Origin of the sequence: Acidipila rosea (assembly GCF_004339725.1) — a bacterium.
Taxonomy (GTDB): Bacteria; Acidobacteriota; Terriglobia; order Terriglobales; family Acidobacteriaceae; genus Acidipila; species Acidipila rosea.
In genome coordinates, this window is the sequence record NZ_SMGK01000002.1 from 199,486 (window position 1) to 218,094 (window position 18,609).

The 18,609-nt window shown below is 56.8% G+C and carries 12 protein-coding genes; 10 read left to right on the forward strand and 2 right to left on the reverse strand.

The genetic code is table 11. The features are described from left to right. Window positions 1-67: 67 nt before the first annotated feature. Complete coding sequence (locus C7378_RS05955) at window positions 68-3,100, reverse strand: glycosyl hydrolase (protein WP_131993359.1); 3,033 nt, start codon at window positions 3,098-3,100, stop codon at window positions 68-70. A 106-nt stretch (window positions 3,101-3,206) separates the two neighbouring features. On the opposite strand from C7378_RS05955, the gene C7378_RS05960 reads away from it, so the two are divergent. After that, window positions 3,207-5,591, forward strand: coding sequence for a glycoside hydrolase family 31 protein (locus tag C7378_RS05960; protein ID WP_131993362.1), 2,385 nt, complete (start codon window positions 3,207-3,209; stop codon window positions 5,589-5,591). A gap of 96 nt (window positions 5,592-5,687) precedes the next feature. On the opposite strand, the gene C7378_RS05965 is transcribed toward C7378_RS05960, so the two are convergent. Then, window positions 5,688-6,023 (reverse strand): hypothetical protein, encoded by a 336-nt coding sequence (locus tag C7378_RS05965; protein WP_131993365.1) that lies wholly within the window; start codon window positions 6,021-6,023, stop codon window positions 5,688-5,690. A 474-nt stretch (window positions 6,024-6,497) separates the two neighbouring features. Here C7378_RS05965 and mgrA point away from each other — a divergent pair, with 474 nt between their 5' ends. The 9 genes from mgrA to C7378_RS06010 all read left to right on the forward strand — a co-directional run bounded on the left by mgrA (window position 6,498) and on the right by C7378_RS06010 (window position 18,605). Further along, window positions 6,498-7,529 (forward strand): L-glyceraldehyde 3-phosphate reductase, encoded by a 1,032-nt coding sequence (mgrA, locus tag C7378_RS05970; protein ID WP_131993368.1) that lies wholly within the window; start codon window positions 6,498-6,500, stop codon window positions 7,527-7,529. Between the two features lie 323 nt (window positions 7,530-7,852). Then, a complete protein-coding gene (locus tag C7378_RS05975; RefSeq protein WP_131995496.1) occupies window positions 7,853-11,038 on the forward strand; it encodes an efflux RND transporter permease subunit in 3,186 nt (1,061 codons plus the stop codon). Between the two features lie 69 nt (window positions 11,039-11,107). Next, entirely contained in the window at window positions 11,108-12,361 is a 1,254-nt protein-coding gene (locus tag C7378_RS05980; RefSeq protein ID WP_131993371.1) for an efflux RND transporter periplasmic adaptor subunit, read from the forward strand. Beyond that, window positions 12,358-13,818 (forward strand): efflux transporter outer membrane subunit, encoded by a 1,461-nt coding sequence (locus tag C7378_RS05985; protein ID WP_131993374.1) that lies wholly within the window; start codon window positions 12,358-12,360, stop codon window positions 13,816-13,818. The genes C7378_RS05980 and C7378_RS05985 overlap by 4 nt, the downstream gene beginning before the upstream one ends. Window positions 13,819-14,095: 277 nt before the next feature. Beyond that, a complete protein-coding gene (locus tag C7378_RS05990) occupies window positions 14,096-14,998 on the forward strand; it encodes a polyprenyl synthetase family protein (protein ID WP_131993377.1) in 903 nt (300 codons plus the stop codon). Between the two features lie 21 nt (window positions 14,999-15,019). Then, window positions 15,020-16,132, forward strand: coding sequence for an ABC transporter permease (locus C7378_RS05995; RefSeq protein WP_131993380.1), 1,113 nt, complete (start codon window positions 15,020-15,022; stop codon window positions 16,130-16,132). Then, the gene (locus C7378_RS06000) at window positions 16,125-16,835 is read left to right on the forward strand and encodes an ABC transporter ATP-binding protein (protein ID WP_131993383.1); all 711 of its coding nucleotides are present in this window, start codon (window positions 16,125-16,127) and stop codon (window positions 16,833-16,835) included. The genes C7378_RS05995 and C7378_RS06000 overlap by 8 nt, the downstream gene beginning before the upstream one ends. Beyond that, a complete protein-coding gene (locus C7378_RS06005; protein WP_131993386.1) occupies window positions 16,816-18,189 on the forward strand; it encodes a heme-copper oxidase family protein in 1,374 nt (457 codons plus the stop codon). Before C7378_RS06000 ends, C7378_RS06005 begins: the two co-directional genes overlap by 20 nt. Then, entirely contained in the window at window positions 18,186-18,605 is a 420-nt protein-coding gene (locus tag C7378_RS06010) for a hypothetical protein (protein WP_131993389.1), read from the forward strand. Before C7378_RS06005 ends, C7378_RS06010 begins: the two co-directional genes overlap by 4 nt. The last annotated feature ends 4 nt before the right edge of the window (window positions 18,606-18,609 follow it).

Here is an 18,609-nt window from a genome sequence, read left to right on the forward strand (position 1 = left end):
TTGATAACCATAAGCCACTCACCGCCAGGCTCGCACGTCGGCTATCTGCCTGAGGTGTGCCGTGACTTTATCTGCTGCCTTGCAGCGTGGCAACGCTCAAGCTCCATGGAGAAAGCAATCCTGATGGCATCAAGGGAGAGTCCTTCTTATAGGCGTTGACATTGGTCTGCGTGTAGCGATGTGCGCCGGGCTGCAGGTCTCCGATCAGCCGGTTAGGCCAGAGATTGGTTACATGCACTTCCACCGGATTGCTCCCTGCGTGAAGCGACTGGTCGATCCTCACCCGGAATGGCGGATGCCACAGAGTCTCGATCTGCTTTCCGTTGATCATGACGGTTGCGACCTCATGCACATCGCCCAGGTCAAGCCATACTTGCTTGCCGCTAAGAGCCGCATCTGCTGGAACATCTAGCGTGCCATGGTAAACGGCGGTTCCTGAGAAATAGCGAATGCCGGGGTTGGAAGAGGCTGTCCATGAATCGAACTTCGTCAGCGAGACCGAGGCCGGCGCACCCCAGCCCGCCGGGAAAGTCAGCTTCCATTCGGCCTCAAACTTTGGCTCGTCCACCGGCCTCGCGACCTTGAAATGCTTCTGCGAACCATCAGAGCGGTCAACGACATAATTGCCGGGCTCGGCTGTGGCGAGGGTTCCGCGACGCGTGGCGTACAAGCCGCTTCCTGGTATCGCCGAGGGAAAGACACTCACCCCATCGCGCTTCACTTGAACAGCATGCAGAGTGGAAGGCTGGCGGAAGATTACAAAAACAGAGCCCGACGCAGGAAAACTCAAGGGCACCTCTGTGCGGCCTGCGTGTTCGATGTAGACAGGCGCAGGCGAGATGGCGCCTGTATCCATCTGCCACAACTCAGGCGTGCGCCCGTGGATGCGAAAGCTCAGGACTGCACGCGCCGGCTTGTTCGATTCGTTGCGCACGAAATAGATATCCGCTGACGCAGTGCGGCGATGGATGTAGTCGAAGCTACCCTCGCCGCTGTAGCTGAAGTCGGCGGCCACTCCGAAAGCGAGCAACGCCGCATGCGAATCGAGTGTGCAGTAAATTTGTCCTTTACCGTAGGATGCCAACTGCCTGCCCTCGCATCCCTGCCACATGCGATTCGCAATTTCGTCATAGTCCCGCTGCTCCTGCGGAGCCAGCAAACCTAGCGGACCCTGTGGCCGGGAGCCTATCAGCAGGCCGCCTGCCTTTACATATCTCTCAATCCAACGCAGGGCCGGCAGCGACAGCGAACCGGAGCGCGGCAGAGCCAGGGCACGATACCGCAATCCTTCCGGCGTGGCGAGTCTGCCCGCGGACCAGGTGATGCGGTGCAACAACGCATCTTCATTGGTCACGTCGTAATCGTATCCGGGCAGCACATGAGCCGGATCGTCCGCCTTGACGCGGACAAAGCCCGGCACCTGATCGCCGCGATAGTAAAGAAGATCGGAAATCGAGCGACCCTGCTGCATCAGGAACTGAGCCCTGTTCATGGCCAGCAGGATCGGACCAGCCTGATTCCACCAGGTCGTATTCGGATTGAGATGTGTGCCGGCAAAATACTCGCGGCCTGGCATTCCAAACTCCTTCGGCACCGAGGTGAATTCATGCCAGATGAGGCGGTTGAGTCCCTCTGTAAGGGCCTGGTCAAACGTCGGCTTGAGGTTGGCGCCAGGCGACTCGGCCCAGGCCAGCCCCATGCTCGTGAAGCCCTCCGCCGCTGCATAGGGCTTGCCATAGATATGTGCGGCGCTCGATGCCTCCTTTACGAAGAACCGCTGGTTGTCCTTGACGCGATGCCAACCGGAAACCGCCCAAAACTCCGTCTGCGCAAAGGCAGCGTTGCGGAAGGTCTCAAGCGCGTCGATGGGTGCGCCATGAGGGCCACCGGACTCCGGATGAATACCCAGGCCATATTTGGCTGCGTGTTCAGCAAAGTAGTCGTAGTGATTGCTGACGATCAGGTCGCCTACAGTGCGGCGCAGGTCAGCAAGAAAGCGGTTGCTGGTGGCGCGATCCTGGACAATACGGCCTGCGATAACTGGAAGATACGGCAGTGGGTCATATCCGCGCCGCGCAAGGAACTCCCGGCGAAAGCCCTCCGTCCAATTCGTGCCGCCAAGCTCCCAGCTGTCTGTCACCAGGTAGCGCAGGCTTGTGCCGAGATATGGCCGTGCTGCATCGAGCAGAGGAGCGACTGTCTGGCGCCAATAATGATCGAAGGCCCTGCGGCTCATGTAGTCGATTGCCAGACCTTGCCATGCACCACTGCTGGTGGAAACTTTCGCGCCGGAATCGGTGTAGCCGATGCGCAGCACCTCCCATGTGCCCGACGGGAATGTCCATTGCAACAAGCCGTTGGCATTGGCAAAAGCACTAACGTTGATAACATCGCCAGCGAGGGTATCTGCTTCGCCCGCTGCGGGTGGTAGATTGCGCAGCACACCCGAGGACGGAGGCATGGAGAATCCTGTCTCCTTAAATGCCGCTTTGTAAGGCAGATTCTCTATAGCTCGGCGTCCGCTCGCGGCTTCGCCGGGCAGCTGTGCGCCGCGCCGCAAGGGATAAGCAATAATCGCAATCTGTCGATAAAAATCATTCGTAAGGGGTGGTGAAGCGAGAGCTATCGATCTCCGCCCTCCACCATTCACAATATGCCGCGAGAAGGTCAACATTTTGGAAGCATCCTCAGGTGGGACACTCGGGCCGCCGAGGTTCCAGCCGCTCGTAATATTGAGACTGATCTCCAGGCCAAGCTGCTTCGCTACCTTCAGGGCGTGCAGGTAAAGTGCTGTCCATTGTGGACTGCCAAACTCCGGGCCTGCTGGCACGTCGGCATTTCCCTGCTGATTGGCGCCATTCGCATCCACCAGAATGGCGCCGCCGTAGCCTTTGGACTTCATGGCTGTCAGGTCGCGGGTGATCGTAGCCGCGGTGGTGTTGCCGTTGAGCCACCACCAGTAGCAGCGAAGCTTTGCCGCTGCAGGAGGTCTCTCAAAGCCTGCCTGCAGAGTGGACGCACGGGGCTGGGCGGCAAAGATGCCTGGCGAGGAAAGTGTGAGCGCCATCAGAACGGCGAGGCTGTGTCTTAGATTTTTCAAGGAACCAGCTTAAGCGAAAGCTGCGTCACATGGGGAGCTGCGTCATTGTTTCCACTGGAGCGTGCTGTATCATCAGCTTTCATCTCTTTTCCCTGTTGAGGCTCACATGCTTCGCTGTTCGGCAGTCCTGCTGCTCGCTATTGCTACCTCCGCCCTCGCCCAGAATGCTCCGCTTACGCGCAATGGACAGACGATCACGATTGAGCCCTACGCGCCCAATGTTGTACGCATCACACTGAGCACAATTGCGAAGGAAGCCGAGGCCGGCCCCGGCTACGGTTTCGTTGCCCGGCAGGATGACGCCGGTTGGAAACATGCCACCAGCGGGAATGGCGCTGATACCTATACGAGTGCGCGGATGACGGTCACGGTGGCGCCGGCTTATAAACGCGACCCGAAAGCGAAGCTGCCCGATACGGCGAAATTCTTTTCGGGCTCCGTGCCTGGAGCCAACATCACAGTGACGCTGCCTGATGGAACCTCCCTCGTCGATATGGACGGCTGGCAGATGGCCGAACTGAACCAGAAGGATGATACGCTCAAAAACGCTCGCGGCATCCTGCCGGCAGATCTGCCACTCTACACCGTCGGCGCAAGCTTCAAGTCTCCCGACGACGAGCACTACTACGGCCTCGGCGAGAACCAGGAAGGCTTTCTGGATCATCGCCAGCGGCCAGTCACCTGCGCGGCCAACTACCTGGCGCCTGCTGCGCCCACCTATTGCGTGCCTTTTGTGGTGACCAACAAGGGCTACGGAATTGTCTGGGACAACCCCTCAAGCACGACTATCTCGCCTGGCTTTGATGGACAGACAAAATGGACCTCGACTCTAGGTAAGCGGGTTAGCTTTTTCGTCATTGCAGGAAAGACGACTGATGAAATTTATGAAGGCTACAGGCTGCTGACGGGCGCGACTCCCATGCTGCCCAAGGCCGCCTATGGCTTCATCCAGTGCAAGCAGCGCTACAGTTCGCAGGCCGAAGTCCTGGCTGTCGCCAAGGGCTACCGTGAGCGCAAGCTGCCGCTCGATATGATCGTCGTCGACTGGTTCTACTACACCAAGATGGGCCAATACGACTTTGATCCCGTGGCATGGCCTGACCCTGCGGCGATGAACAAGCAGCTGCATGCAGAAAATATTGAGACCATGATCAGCGTATGGCCGCGTTTCGCGCCAGGCTCGCGCTACTACGACGAGATACTCAAGAATGACTGGTTTGAAAAGTATGCGAGTGGCCAGCCAATCACCGCCGATGAGCCCTATCCCGGCCAACCCGTCAACGGCCTTCCCTATGACAAGGCAGGCTCAGACATCGACACCACCAATCCGGCAGCGGCCAGGTGGTGGTGGAACCTGATCCACAACAATATCGCCTCAAAGGGCTTCGACTACTTCTGGGCCGATGAAACCGAGCCCGACCTTCCGCCCGATGGCGCCTACTTCCACGTTGGACCGGGGGCGGAGTTCTTCAACGTTTATCCGCTCTTCCACACCGCAGCGATCTACAACGGCGTACGCAGAGATGAGCAGCACCGCGCACTGACGCTCTCCCGCGATGCCTACCTCGGCGCACAGCGGAACGGGGCTATTTTCTGGTCATCGGACATCTCGCCTACATGGGACACGCTGCGCCGTCAGGTGCCGACCATGCTCAACGTCGCGGCGTCGGGCATCGCCTACACCGGCAACGATATTGGCGGGTGGCAGTGGCTCCCGTTCAAGCATGTGCCAGCGCATCCGCCGCTCATCGATCCCACAGGTGCGCGCGCCAACGTCCACCAGAACGACGACTATCCCGAGCTTTACGTTCGCTGGTTTGAGTGGGGAACCTTTCTCCCCACCATGCGCACGCACGGTACTCGCAACTACAACGAAGTGTGGAGTTACGGGCCGCAGGCTGAACCAATTCTTGAGAAGTACCTGAAGCTGCGCTATACGCTCATGCCGTATATCTATTCGCTTGGCTGGTTTACGCACCAGACCGGCGCGCCCTTCATGCGTGCTCTCTTCATGGATTTCCCCACCGATCCGAAAGTCACTGATCTTCGTGATGAGTACATGTTCGGCCCAGCGCTGCTGGTTGCGCCCGTTGTCGAGCAGGGTCAGACCACTCGTGAGGTTTACCTGCCAGCGGGCACCGACTGGTACAACTACTGGACTAATGAAAAGATTCGCGGCGGTCAGACGATCACGGTTCAGGCACCCATCGATACGATCCCGCTGTTCGTGAAGGCCGGATCGATCCTGCCGCTTGGTGTGCCGGTTGAAAGCACGCATGACAAGCAGCCACTCGCGAAGATCAGGGTCTACCCCGGCGCAAATGCCGAATTTACCCTCTATAACGACGACGGCACCACCTATAACTACGAAAAGGGCGAGGACCAGATCACTACTCTCCGCTGGGACGACGCAGCGGGCAAACTGACCCAGGAGGGCGCCAAAGCCTGGAGTGGCAGTGAACAGGGACTGATCGAGGTGGTCGGACACTAGCTAGCCAGGGAGACCAAGAGTGCGGTATCCGAGGGTTGTCCCCGCTGCTTTTACTGTGTCGGAGCAATGGCCGATTGCATCGGTATCCTGCGCATTTTAACTAGCCCTCAGCTCTCTCTGCTCTAGGCGCTGCATCCGCTCATCGAGCCGGAAAATTTTTATCAGTGTCGCCTGTCTCGCCTCCGCGTCTCGCTCGGCACGGTCGAAGCGGTCATTTATTCTCGCCTCGGCGCGCAAGGCATCGCTCTTTAGCTGCTCGTCTAACTTGTCAAAGCGTGCGTCCATGCGGTCAAGGCGTGCCTCCATATGGTCGAGCCGCTTGTCTATGGCGTCCAGTCTCACGTCAATTGCTGTAAGCTGCGCGCCAATGGCGCGCAGTTCCGAGGCTAAAAAATCCTGAATGAGTTGGCGGGTATCCTCTAGTATCGTCATCGTCTCTTCCGTGCGGTCATTATAGTGCGTACTGGTATTAGGCGGGGCGGGGCAACCTTAGATCGCTTCCCCTCGCCGGGCGCGGATATCCTCTAGCGTGGTCTCTCGTGTCGCCGGAAATAGCGGCTCATTTCCCTACGCTGGAAGACCGCCTGGGGTTGGCGCTCCCGGGACTTAACCGCCTGCCTATCATGGTTTTACGCCTAAATCGCAATATTTCCCGGCAAAATAGCCTGAAGGAGCCGGCACAGCCCCTGGCTAGCAGGCAGCGGCAATCTGACTATTGCCTCCAACTCCGCTTATACCGTCCATAAGCAAATCCGATAATGTGTCGTATTCACACCGAACCTCGAGGCAGAATCGACTTTCGAAATAATTTCTGAACTGATTATGAAATAATTTCAATGTCCCCAGCAAAAGTGGGGATGGACGACTCGAACCTGTTGGCAGTGACGACAAAGGATATCAAGATAAATGAGCTATGTAGCAGACGCGAAGAGGTATGACCAGGCAACATTCCGGCGTTGCGGACGATCCGGAATCGTGCTTCCGCCGGTTTCCCTCGGCCTATGGCAGAACTTTGGCGGCACAGACGTCTTTGAGACGGGCCGCGCAGTGATCCGGCGCGCGTTCGATAGGGGCGTGACCCACTTCGACCTGGCAAATAATTATGGCCCTCCTTATGGATCAGCTGAGGAAAACTTCGGCGAGATTCTGCGGAAGGACTTTCGCAGCTATCGCAATGAGTTGCTGATTTCGTCGAAGGCGGGATGGGATATGTGGCCCGGGCCCTACGGCATAGGCGGTTCACGCAAATACCTGCTTGCGTCCCTGGATGAAAGCCTGCAGCGCATGGGGTTGGAGTACGTCGATATCTTCTACTCTCACCGGCCCTGGATGGATGTGCCGCTAGAGGAAACGATGGGTGCGCTGGTGCAGGCTGTGCGACAAGGTAAGGCTCTGTATGTAGGCATCTCGTCCTACAGTCCGGAGCGAACACGAGAAGCGGCAAGACTTTTGAAGAGTGAAGGTGTGCCTCTGCTGATTCATCAGCCGTCATACTCCATGCTGAATCGCTGGATCGAAGAGGAGTTGTTTGCGACGCTCGATGAGCTTGGCGCAGGCTGCATTGCATTTTCTCCTCTGGCTCAAGGCCTGCTGACGAACAAGTATTTAAGGGGCGTTCCAGAGAACTCTCGCGCAAAGGCAGAAGGTTCCTTCTTAAAAGACTTTCTGAGTGAGGAAAATCTCGGCCGGGTGAGGGCCCTCAACGAAATTGCGCAAGGACGCGGGCAGACGCTGGCACAAATGGCAATCGCCTGGGTACTTCGAGATCAGCGAGTTACTTCAGCGTTGATCGGAGCGCGCAATGTGGAACAGCTCGATAACTCGCTCGATGCATTAAAGAACCTGCAGTTCTCTGCTGCCGAGCTTCGCGATATTGACAGCCACGCGCAGGAAGGGTCCATCGACTTATGGAAAGAGGCGCGCGAAGGAATGGCTTAGCACTCATTGAACAGCGGAGTTATGCAGCTGTGTCGTCGAGATAGCTGCATAGCTCCATGCAAGAGCTTACTAACATATGCATCTTCTATTTTGCTCGCAACAGCAGCTGAACATTTGCGGCATTGATACTAACTCGTACTAACTACAACAATGTTAGCGGCTGGGCATCAGATACTAACGCATTCCAAGTGCAGGCTATCTCGCTCTCTCTTCGTTCTATCCGTAAAATTACGAGTCCAGGCTGCTCGATTTGAGTCAATTGTTAGGTAGCAGTAGTTTCGATGGCTGTTTCAATTGCCATCGACAGGGGGTCCTTTCCTAGAGTGTGGATCGTTAAAGTAGCACTGGATCGTCCGTATACCTTTATCATCCTGGCCTTGCTCATCCTGATCATGAGCCCAGTGATAATCCTGCGCACGCCCACCGATATCTTCCCCAACATCAATATCCCAGTCGTGGCGATCGCATGGCAGTACACGGGTCTCAATCCGGAGGAAATGGAAGGTCGGCTCACCACACCCTACGAGAAGGCGCTCACAACTCTCGTCGATAATATTCAGCACACGGAATCCACGACCTATAACGGCGTATCCGTGGTGAAGGTATTTCTGCAGCCGGGCGCCAGCCTTGAGACCGCGAATGCGCAAATAACCGCTGCCTCGCAGTACCTCCTGCGCCAGCTTCCTCCTGGAACACTCCCGCCGGAGATCATCAATTTCAGCGCCTCCAGCGTACCGATTCTTCAACTGGGAGTATCCGGGAAAGGACTTAGCGAACAACAACTCGCCGACCTGAGCGTGAATGCGGTCCGCCCGTCTCTTGTGACCGTACCCGGAGCTGTACTCCCGCTTCCCTATGGAGGCAAGCAGCCACAGATTACCGTCAGCATGGATCAGGAGGAGATGCAGTCCAAAGGCGTCTCACCTGGGGATATCCTGAGCGCGATGAACGCACAGAACGTCGTCATGCCTTCTGGTACAGCAAAGATAGGCTCAGAAGAATACGACATCCGCACGAACGCTGCTCCGCGCTCTCTTGCTGAACTCAGCATGATGCCCATCAAGCAGGTAAATGGCGCGATCGTCTATCTGCGTGATGTCGCAACGGTCAGCAGCGGCTCAGCCTTCCAGACCAATATCGTACGGCAGGACGGACATCGCGGCGTCCTGATCAGTGTGCTCAAGGCTGGGAATGCCTCGACCTTGAGCGTTGTTCAGGGAGTCCTGAACTTACTCCCGCGTGTGGCGCAGACAGTGCCGCCTGATCTGAAGATGATTCCGCTGAGCGATCAGAGCATCTTTGTGCGAGCCGCGGTCTCCGGTGTCATCCGCGAGGCGATCATTGCCGCTGCGCTCACCGGTCTGATGATTCTGCTCTTCCTCGGCAGCTGGCGCTCAACCGTCATCATCGCCATCTCCATTCCGCTTTCCATTCTCACCTCGGTCATTGTCCTGAGCCTGATCGGCGAAACCATCAACACGATGACCCTTGGCGGCCTGGCACTTGCCGTCGGCATCCTGGTGGACGACGCCACCGTTACGATCGAGAACATTGAGCGGTTTCTTGAGAACGGATACGAATTGCGCGAAGCGATCCTGGAGGGCGCTGCGCAAATCGCGGTACCAGCCCTCGTCTCTACTTTCTGCATCTGTATTGTCTTCCTGCCGATGTTCTTCCTCGAAGGTGTATCACGCTATCTCTTCGTGCCATTGGCCGAGGCGGTCATGTTCGCGATGATCGCGTCTTATATTCTTTCTCGAACGCTGGTGCCAACGCTCGCCATGTACCTTCTGCGGGTGAAAGATCATGGTCCTACAAGCAATCCATTCATCCGCTTTCAACGCGGCTTCGAGAATATCTTCGAGCGGGTTCGTGCCGCCTATCAGGTCATGCTGACGCGGCTTGTCTTGTCACGAAAGGCATTTGTGCCCGCCTTTCTGCTGGCCTGCCTCTGTGCCTTTCTATTGCTTCCTTTTCTTGGCCAGGACTTTTTCCCGAATACCGATTCCGGAGAATTCATCCTGCATATTCGAGGCAGAACCGGCATGAGGATCGAAGAAACTGCCCGGCTTGCTGATCTCGTAGAGGCTTCGATCCGGACCAAGATTCCCCCTCGGGAGATGAATAATATTCTGGACAACCTTGGCCTGCCCTACAGTCCGATGAACACCATGCACAGCACGTCGGGCATCATAGGCGCATCAGACGGCGACATCATGGTGACGTTGAATCGTGAGCATCATCCAACAGCGGCTTATGTTCGTGAGCTGCGCCGGGATCTCCCGAAGGAATTTCCAGGAACGCTCTTCTATTTTCTGCCGGCTGACATCACCACGCAGATACTTAACTTCGGCTTACCCGCACCCATCGATATACAGCTGCAGAGTAACGATCTGGCTGCAAGCACGCAGCAAGCAACGGCGATGATCCAGGAACTACGCCAGGTGCCGGGGTTGACCGACCTTCGCATTCAGCAGCCGATGGACTATCCCACATTCGATGTAAGCCTGGACAGGACCAAAGCGCAGCAAGGTGGATATACAACCCGCGATGTGGCGCAAAGCATGCTGAATAGCCTCAGCAGCAGCTTTCAAATCACACCAATGTTCTATTTGAACTACAAGAATGGTGTTGATTATGAGCTCGTAGCGCAGACTCCGCAGTACCACATGAACACGCTGCAGGACATTCAGAATATCCCTATCAACTCAACCGGCTCGGCCGCGCCCCATGCAACTCCGGAAGTATTAGGTGATCTGACGTCGATCCAGCGCGGCCACGAGATGGCCGTTGTCTCGCACTACAACATTCGCAGAGTCATTGACATTTACGGAGCCGTACAGGATCGGGATCTAGGCGCAGTAGCCAAGGACGTACAGAGGATCGTTCATCGCCACGAAAAGTCTCTGCCACGCGGCATGTTCGTTTCGCTGCGCGGACAGGTGCAGACGATGCGCAGCTCCTACATCTCGCTGCTGGGTGGTCTCGTCTTCGCAATCCTGCTGGTTTACATGTTGATCGTCGTGAACTTCCAGTCCTGGCTTGATCCCTTCATCATCATCACAGCCCTGCCAGCGGCTCTCGCCGGCATTGTGATCTTGCTGTTCTTGACGCATACATCGCTAAGCGTGCCCGCATTAATGGGCGCCATTATGTGCATGGGAGTCGCAACGGCAAACAGCATTCTTGTGGTGTCCTTCGCGAAGATCCGCTTCGCAGAACATGGAGATGCCGTTCTGGCGGCTATTGAAGCAGGGGCGACTCGTTTTCGTCCGGTCTGCATGACCGCGCTGGCAATGATTATCGGCATGGTGCCTATGGCCCTGGGCCTGGGCGACGGCGGTGAACAGAATGCCCCGCTTGGTCGTGCAGTAATTGGCGGACTGCTCTGCGCAACCATTGCTACGCTCGCGTTTGTGCCTGCGGTATTCGGCATGCTCCATGGCAGTCACAAAAAAGAGCCTGCCGCGGGTATTCCGGGAGCGGATCATCATCCGCAGCACGCATAAGCAAGGGACAAATACGGAGACGCGGTCGTGGATGAAAAAGATGGACGAACAAGCAAGGTGAGAGGAACCATGCAACACGAGGAAGCAATGAAAGACACGCGTGAGGGAGGAATACCTGCAGAGGAGGGCAAGCCTGCAGCGCACCAGACCCAGACCGATCCGCCCATTGTGCTGGACAGCAATGGGAAAATCGGGCGCGGTCCCATCCTCGTCGTTGCTGCTGTGCTGCTCGTAATTGGAGTGTTTATTATCACTGGAATCCGCACGCGAGTTCACGCGGAAGAGACGCTAACCAAAAATACCGCGCAGAACGCAGTGATGACTGTGGCCATCACCAATCCAAGCCAGGGTGCCAACGCCCTCGAGATCACTCTTCCAGCGAACACCCAGGCCTACATCGACACTCCTATCTACGCCCGCACCAGCGGCTACATCAAACGCTGGTATACCGATATCGGCAAACATGTGCATCGCGGTGATGTGCTCGCAGAGATCCAGACTCCGGAACTAGACCAGCAGGTCCAGCAGGCACAATCGGATCTGGCAACCGCAAAGGCAAACCTGCAGATCGCCCAGATAACAGCCGAGCGATGGAAGAAGCTGCTGGCCAAAAATGCTGTCTCCCATCAGGAAGCAGACCAGGCGACCAGTGATTACAGCGCGCGCCAGTCTGCCCTTTCGTCCGCTGAGGCTAACCTGCGCCGCCTGGAACAACTGCAAGGCTTTGAAAAGGTGACAGCGCCATTTGACGGCGTAATCACTGCGCGCAATATCGATATCGGCTCCCTGATCCAGGCAGGAGATAACAACTCTCCCAAATCAGAACTTTTTCATATCTCGTCGACGGACAAGCTGCGCCTTTTCGTTCCCGTCCCCGAGGTTTACGCAAATTCCGTTCATACCGGCGACCGCATTGTCGTTACCTCGGATGCAGCGCCAAACCAGAAATTCATAGGCAGCATAGTTCGCAATTCAAACGCAATTGACATCTCGAGCCGAACACTGAATGTCGAGGTTGATGTTCCCAATCAAGATCACCGGCTCCTGCCCGGACAGTATGCTTTCGTTCACCTTCCCATTCCGCCTTCAGCGTCATCTTTAACCGTTCCTGCGAATGTCCTGCTCTTCCGCGCGGAAGGCCTGCGGGTAGGCGTAGTTCATGACGGCAGGGTGCAGCTTGTACCCGTGCAGATTGGTCATGACTATGGCGATAAGGTAGAGGTAATCTCGGGCCTCACACCGCAAGACAAGGTGATACTCAATCCCTCTGATTCGCTTGCAGAAGGAGAGCGGGTAAGAATCGAAAAGGGAGATGGAGAATGAAGTCAGCCGCGATGGCGCTGATCGCAGCAGGGCTACTGTCGCTCGCTGGCTGCATGGTGGGGCCGAACTACAAAAAGCCTCAGCCAATCATTGCTCCGACTTATAAAGAGGCCTCTCCCGCGACAGCTTCTGGCCAGGATGGCTGGAAGCAAAGTCGGCCCAGTGATAATGCCCTGAAGGGCGACTGGTGGACTATCTTTAGCGATCCGCAACTTGATGCACTTGAACCTCAAGTGGATGTTGCAAACCAGACGATCAAAGCAGCGGAAGCAAATTTCCGGGCAGCGCGGGCGCAGATCGGCTATGCACGGTCTAACGAAGCTCCCACGATCGCCGTAGGACCCAGTGTAGGCACCATACGATATTCAGCAAACCAGCCGTACTTTCCGTCAAACCTGGCCAACAATGGCACCGGCGATTTCAGCTTGCCCTTCGATCTGAACTACGAGATTGATCTATGGGGGCGGATCAGGCGCGGCGTAACCTCTGCCCGTGAGCAGGCACAGGCCAGCGCTGCCGATCTTGAAAATGCGCGCCTGAGCCTGCACGCCGAGCTTGCGCTGGACTATTTCGGCCTCCGCGGGACGGATGCACAAACGAAGTTGCTCGACGACACGGTTAAGGCCTATGAAAGCGCATTGCAGCTTACGCAGGACCGCTTTGATGGCGGGGCTGCGCCGCAATCGGATGTAGCGCAGGCTCGGACCCAGTTGAATCAGGCGCTCGTGGAGCGGACCGACCTCGAGGTGCAGCGTACGCAGTACGAGCACGCTATCGCGGTGCTTATCGGTAAGCCGCCGGCGCAATTCTCTTTGCCGCCCCTTCCGCTTAACCTGCATGCTCCTGCCATCCCGCAGATACCGGCAGTCGTGCCTGCAACCCTGCTTGAACGCCGTCCGGACATCGCAGCAGACGAGCGCAGAATGGCTTCTGCGAACGAGCAGATTGGAATCGCGGAGGCCGCGTACTTCCCTACCCTCTCGTTGAGCGGAAGCACCGGGCTGCTCGGAACATCAGCACTCAACTGGTTCACCTGGCCAAGCCGATTCTGGGCAGTCGGGCCGACGTTTTCTGAGACGCTCTTCGATGCTGGACGCCGGCGCTCTACAAAGCAGATTACCGTGGCGCAGTATGACTCCACCGTCGCAAACTATCGTCAGACTGTGCTGGCGGCCTTTCAACAGGTGGAAGATAACCTGGCTGCTCTTCGTGTGCTCTCAAATGAAGAACGCCAGCAGCATGAGGCCACAGCATCGGCCGAGCAATCGCTCGACTTGTTTCAAACCCGCTACGAGGGCGGAGTCGATACCTATCTGCAGGTGGTGACCTGGCAGACGGCGGCGCTCAACAATCAGCGCAATGATCTTGTGATCCTGCAGCGGCGGCTGGACGCCAGCGTTCTGCTCATCAAGGCGCTCGGTGGCGGATGGGATAGCAGCAAACTTCCGCATCTATGATCGTTCCGATGGACTGTTCTTTGGCGATCAAACTTTTTTGAGGCCCTTGCTGCATGAATGAAACCTTCGGCTTTCGTCACCGCTGCGTCATCTTTTCGTCATCTCCGGCGTGACAGCCGTGCTCTACTAGAAACAAGTGGAGCGCTTTTACTTCCGCTGGAGACTCTTGACGCTGGCGTGCGTTGCTCACCGCAAGCGATCAAAGAGCGGTCCGACCTACACTTTTAACAGGCCAGTCGTCTAAGGAGCACGAGTTAATCGAGGCGGAGTCCAAAGTATGCTTTCAGTCGTACAGAGCGCATCAACCAGAAAACTGCTGGAGGATGCGTTTCTATCAAGTTTTCATCTCGCTTCTGATATAGAACATCACCTCTCTGGGGCCCTGCGGGAGACGCTCGAGCGTCCCGGCAGCATGATACGCGCTGATCTGGCTTTGCGTACAGGGCGAACCTACGGATTGCCGGAAGGAAGCGCAGAAAAGCTCGCGATTGCGATCGAATATTTCCATACCGCGTCCTTGGTCTTCGACGATCTTCCGTGTATGGACAATGCCAGCCATCGCCGGGGAGCACCCTGCGTGCATCACCTCTTCGGAGAGGGCGCAGCCATCTTGGCAGCGCTTGCTCTCATCAATCGTGCCTATGCCCTTCTATGGAAAGCGGTTGCCGGGTTCCCTGTCGGCCTTCAGTCGGCGTGTCTTGATTACGTCGAACAGAATCTTGGCGTGGCCGGGTTATTGAACGGTCAGAGCCAGGATATTAATTATTCAAAGCTGACCGCTGACTCTCGCGTGCCTCAACAGATAGCATTGGGCAAGACCGTCTCGCTGATCAGGCTGGCCCTGGTTCTCCCTGCCATGCTAGGAGGCGCTCCTCCTAAAGAGATTCATCTGCTCAAGCGGCTGGCCGTATCGTGGGGCCTGAGCTATCAGATAGTCGATGACCTGAAGGATATCCTGCACACGGCAGAACAGGGTGGGAAGACAACGGCCAGAGATGCGGACCTTGACCGTCCAAACCTGGCACTTACGATTGGCATCCACGAATCCTTTCGCAAGGTCGATCGCTTAATGCGCATCAGTGATCGGATCATCTCAAAGCTGAGTCAGCGGCAGCCCTCGTTCGGCTTTCTCAACGGTATCCGCGAGCAGTTCGACAAAGAACTTTCGACATTATCCTAAGTAAGAGCTGGCATTATTCCTATGATTTTTTTGAAGTTGATACTCACAAACCTAGGTCGTCATCGCATTCGCACGTTGATCAGCGTAGCCGGCATTGCATTCAGTGTGGCGGCAATGCTGACAGTAGTGACTATCCTCCAAGGCGCAGTTGGCATGTTCTCAGGGTTGCTCTCGGCAGACAGCCAGATCCTTGTTTTTGAGAGGAATGTCTCGGATCTGTTTTTCAGCAGCGTACCCGATGCCGCGGTGAAGGACATCCAGGGCTGGAGCATGGTGCAGCATGCCAACCCGGTTCTGTTCGGGGTTGTATCGAGCCTCGATCATCCAATCATTACCTGCTTCGGAGTGACGCCCGAAGATGCGCGCATCCACGACGCGGCGTGGCTTGCGGGCACGAGAAGTGAATTTGGAACCGGTGCAAATCAAGTTGTACTTGGAGAACGGGCTGCGGAATTCCTGAACGCTAAGGTTGGCAGCAAGGTCTCGATTGGCCACGGAGTCTTTTCTGTAATCGGCATCATCAGAACTAAAAATGGCTTTGAAGATGGCGGCGTGTTCATGCCCCTACGCAGTGCCCAGAACTTCTTCCACAAAGAAGGAACCTCATCTGTCTTGACAGTGAAACTGAAGAGCAGAAACGATCAGGCCGCCTTTAAGAGCCAGGTCAAGCAGCGATATCCAGCCCTGATCGCGCTTCAGGATCAGGAATTTGATCGCTCATACTCGCAGTTCAGAATTCTCAAGGCCACAGCCTGGGCGGTAGGTGCGTGCGGTCTGCTGCTGGGTGGCCTGGGCGTCGCGAATACGATGATCATGTCTGTTTTTACCCGCATTCGTGAGATCGCGATTCTCCGCGTGAATGGGTTTTCGAATGGCCAGATAGCCGCAATGATCTTTGGCGAGTCTGGCGTGGTCTCGCTCATAGGCACAGTCGCCGGGCTACTGATTGGTGCGGCTGCAATTGTAGCTCTCAAGCTGATTCCCGCGTTGCACGGCTACGTAGATGCAGACATTCAGCCGCTGGTAGTCGTGGCGGTCGTCTTCCTCGCATGTCTCACGGGAATTGCCGGCGGACTCTATCCCGCCTTTTACGCCATGCGTATCCGCGCAGTGGAGGCGCTTCGCTTTGAGTAATTGTGTTCTAACTCCTGCCCTTAAGAAGACAGCCGTCGTCGTCAGTGCCGAAGATGTATGGAAGAGCTATGACGATGAGACGATTCAGGTCTTGAATGGAGTGGACTTCGAGGCGCGTGCAGGTCAGACGGTGGCGCTATGCGGCCCTTCAGGGTGTGGCAAAAGCACACTCCTGCACCTACTTGGCGGCCTTGATCATCCTACGCGTGGCCGCGTGACGGTGAACGGAAAGCCGGTTGGAGATGGCCAGGGCTCACTTCATCTCCTGCGACACGAAGTTGGATTTGTGTTTCAGCTTCACAACCTGATCGCTGACCTTACGCTTGAAGAGAACTGCCTGATCCCAACGGTCGCAGCCGGTACGTCCCGCAGCGTTGCTCTGGAGCGACTGCGGCAACTGACAGAGCGCACCGGCCTCACGCATCGACTCAAGCATCGCATTCAGAAACTCTCCGGCGGTGAGCGTCAACGAACTGCGCTGTGTCGTGCGCTGATGAACCGGCCCCGCATCCTGCTTGCGGATGAACCTACAGGTTCGCTGGACGAGCGCACCAGCAGGCAAATCTTCGACCTGCTGCTGGAGTTGGTTGCAACCGAGGGCATCACCCTGATCATGGCAACGCACGATCACGGCCTTGCTCAGAAATGCGACCGGCTTGTAGAGATGCGCGATGGGAGGATCTGTGAGTCGAGCCTCACATGATCACGATGCAGTGAGACCCATCCAGCCGGAAGCACGCGAGACTTCCGTCCTCGCGGCGGCGGCGTGGCACAGTCTCGCGTGGCTTGTCGTGGCAAACGTAATCGGCGTCTGGCTCGCGCTCCTTCTTCTCTACCCGGCAGCCGGTAGCTGGCTCGGCGAATGGAGCTATGGGCGATGGATGCCGGTCCATCTCAACTTTCAGCTCTATGGCTGGATAAGCCTGCCGCTGGTCGCATGGCTGCTCAAGGTTTACCAGGCAGAACGCGGCTTTGCAGCCCACTGGAGTCGCGGCGCACTGTGGCTCTGGTCTCTTGCCCTTACCGTCGGGGCCTACTCATGGCTGAATGGTCACTCCAGCGGCAAGCTCTTTCTGGATTGGACAGGATACAGCCGCGTCTTCTTCCCTGCGTCTATCTTCTTCCTCTGGCTCGTACTGGCAGGAGCCTTCCTACAGCATTTCCGGTCGCCGGAGAATGCCTCGGCTGCGATTCGCGGGGCAAAGCTGCTGGGTCTGGCCTTACTCGCTCTGGTTCCTGTCGCCATTTACATGGCGGCAGATCCTTCTATCTATCCGCCGGTGAACCCGGACAGCGGCGGCCCAACAGGTGCGAGCCAGCTCGAGTCTGTGCTGGTGATTGTCCTCATTCTCTTTCTACTGCCCTATGGCATCACCAGGCGAGGTCCAAGAGGTAAGCAGTGGATTACGGCCGCGTGGATTCTCTTTGTGCTGGAGTGTCTGCTTTGCCTCGGTCTCGGCCGCAGGGATGTGAGCCACCACAGACCGACGCAGTTCATCAGCCTGGGAAGTCTGCTAGTCTGGGTGCCGCTCATCCCCGCGTACTACAGCGGCTTCTGCTGGCACAGAAACACAAGGCAGTGGCGGATAGCTGTGTTGGCCTGGTGGGCGCTTTTGATCCCGACGGGCTGGTGCCTTTTTCTTCCCGGCGTGCTCGATCATCTCAAGTTTACGGATGGGCTGGTGGGCCATTCCTTGATGGCAATGGCGGGCTTTGTTACGAGCCTTCTGATTCTGCTGCTGGTAGTGCTGCTGGGCGACGACGGCGATGTATTCGATTCACGATGGGCCTTCTTCGCCTGGCAGAGCGCTACCTTTGCGTATGTCGTCATCATGCTGCTCGCGGGATGGATCGAGGGAAATGACCCCACCTTCACAATGGTGCCCAGCGCGATGCGGAATGCGATTTATGGATTGCGCCTTGTGCTTGGCGTTGCAATGACGGCAGCATCCTGCAACTGGCTTCTACGACTTACTATGCGCATGAGAACAACGACAATTCGCTCACACCGCTCCTCATCCACCACGCGGTCGCTGCGGGAGGCGGCCAGCGTATGAGACGAGATCGCCGATTCTGGATCGTGCTTTATCAATATGCTGCTGGTCTTTGTGATGCCGGCACTGGGTTGTTTCTTCTCCTCGCACCGGCATGGACACTTGGACTGATGGGCATCAAGGTAATCCCGCACCCCATCGTCTTCGTCAGCTACATAGGCGTATTTGTTTTGTCTGTGGGGCTTACTTATCTGTGGGTCGCGGTGACCGCCGCGGCCGGAGCGGGCAGTGCTCCTCGCTGGCAGACACAGTGGTTCATCACTGCTCTCTTCCGAACACTCGTGGCGCTCTTCATCGTGGCTGAGATCGCAACCGGAAGACTGGAAAGTGCATGGGCCGGAGTAGCCCTGACTGATGGAACATTTGCGATGATCCAGTGGATCGGACTTCGCAGAGGCTGGCTCAACTTTGGAAAGTAAGCCG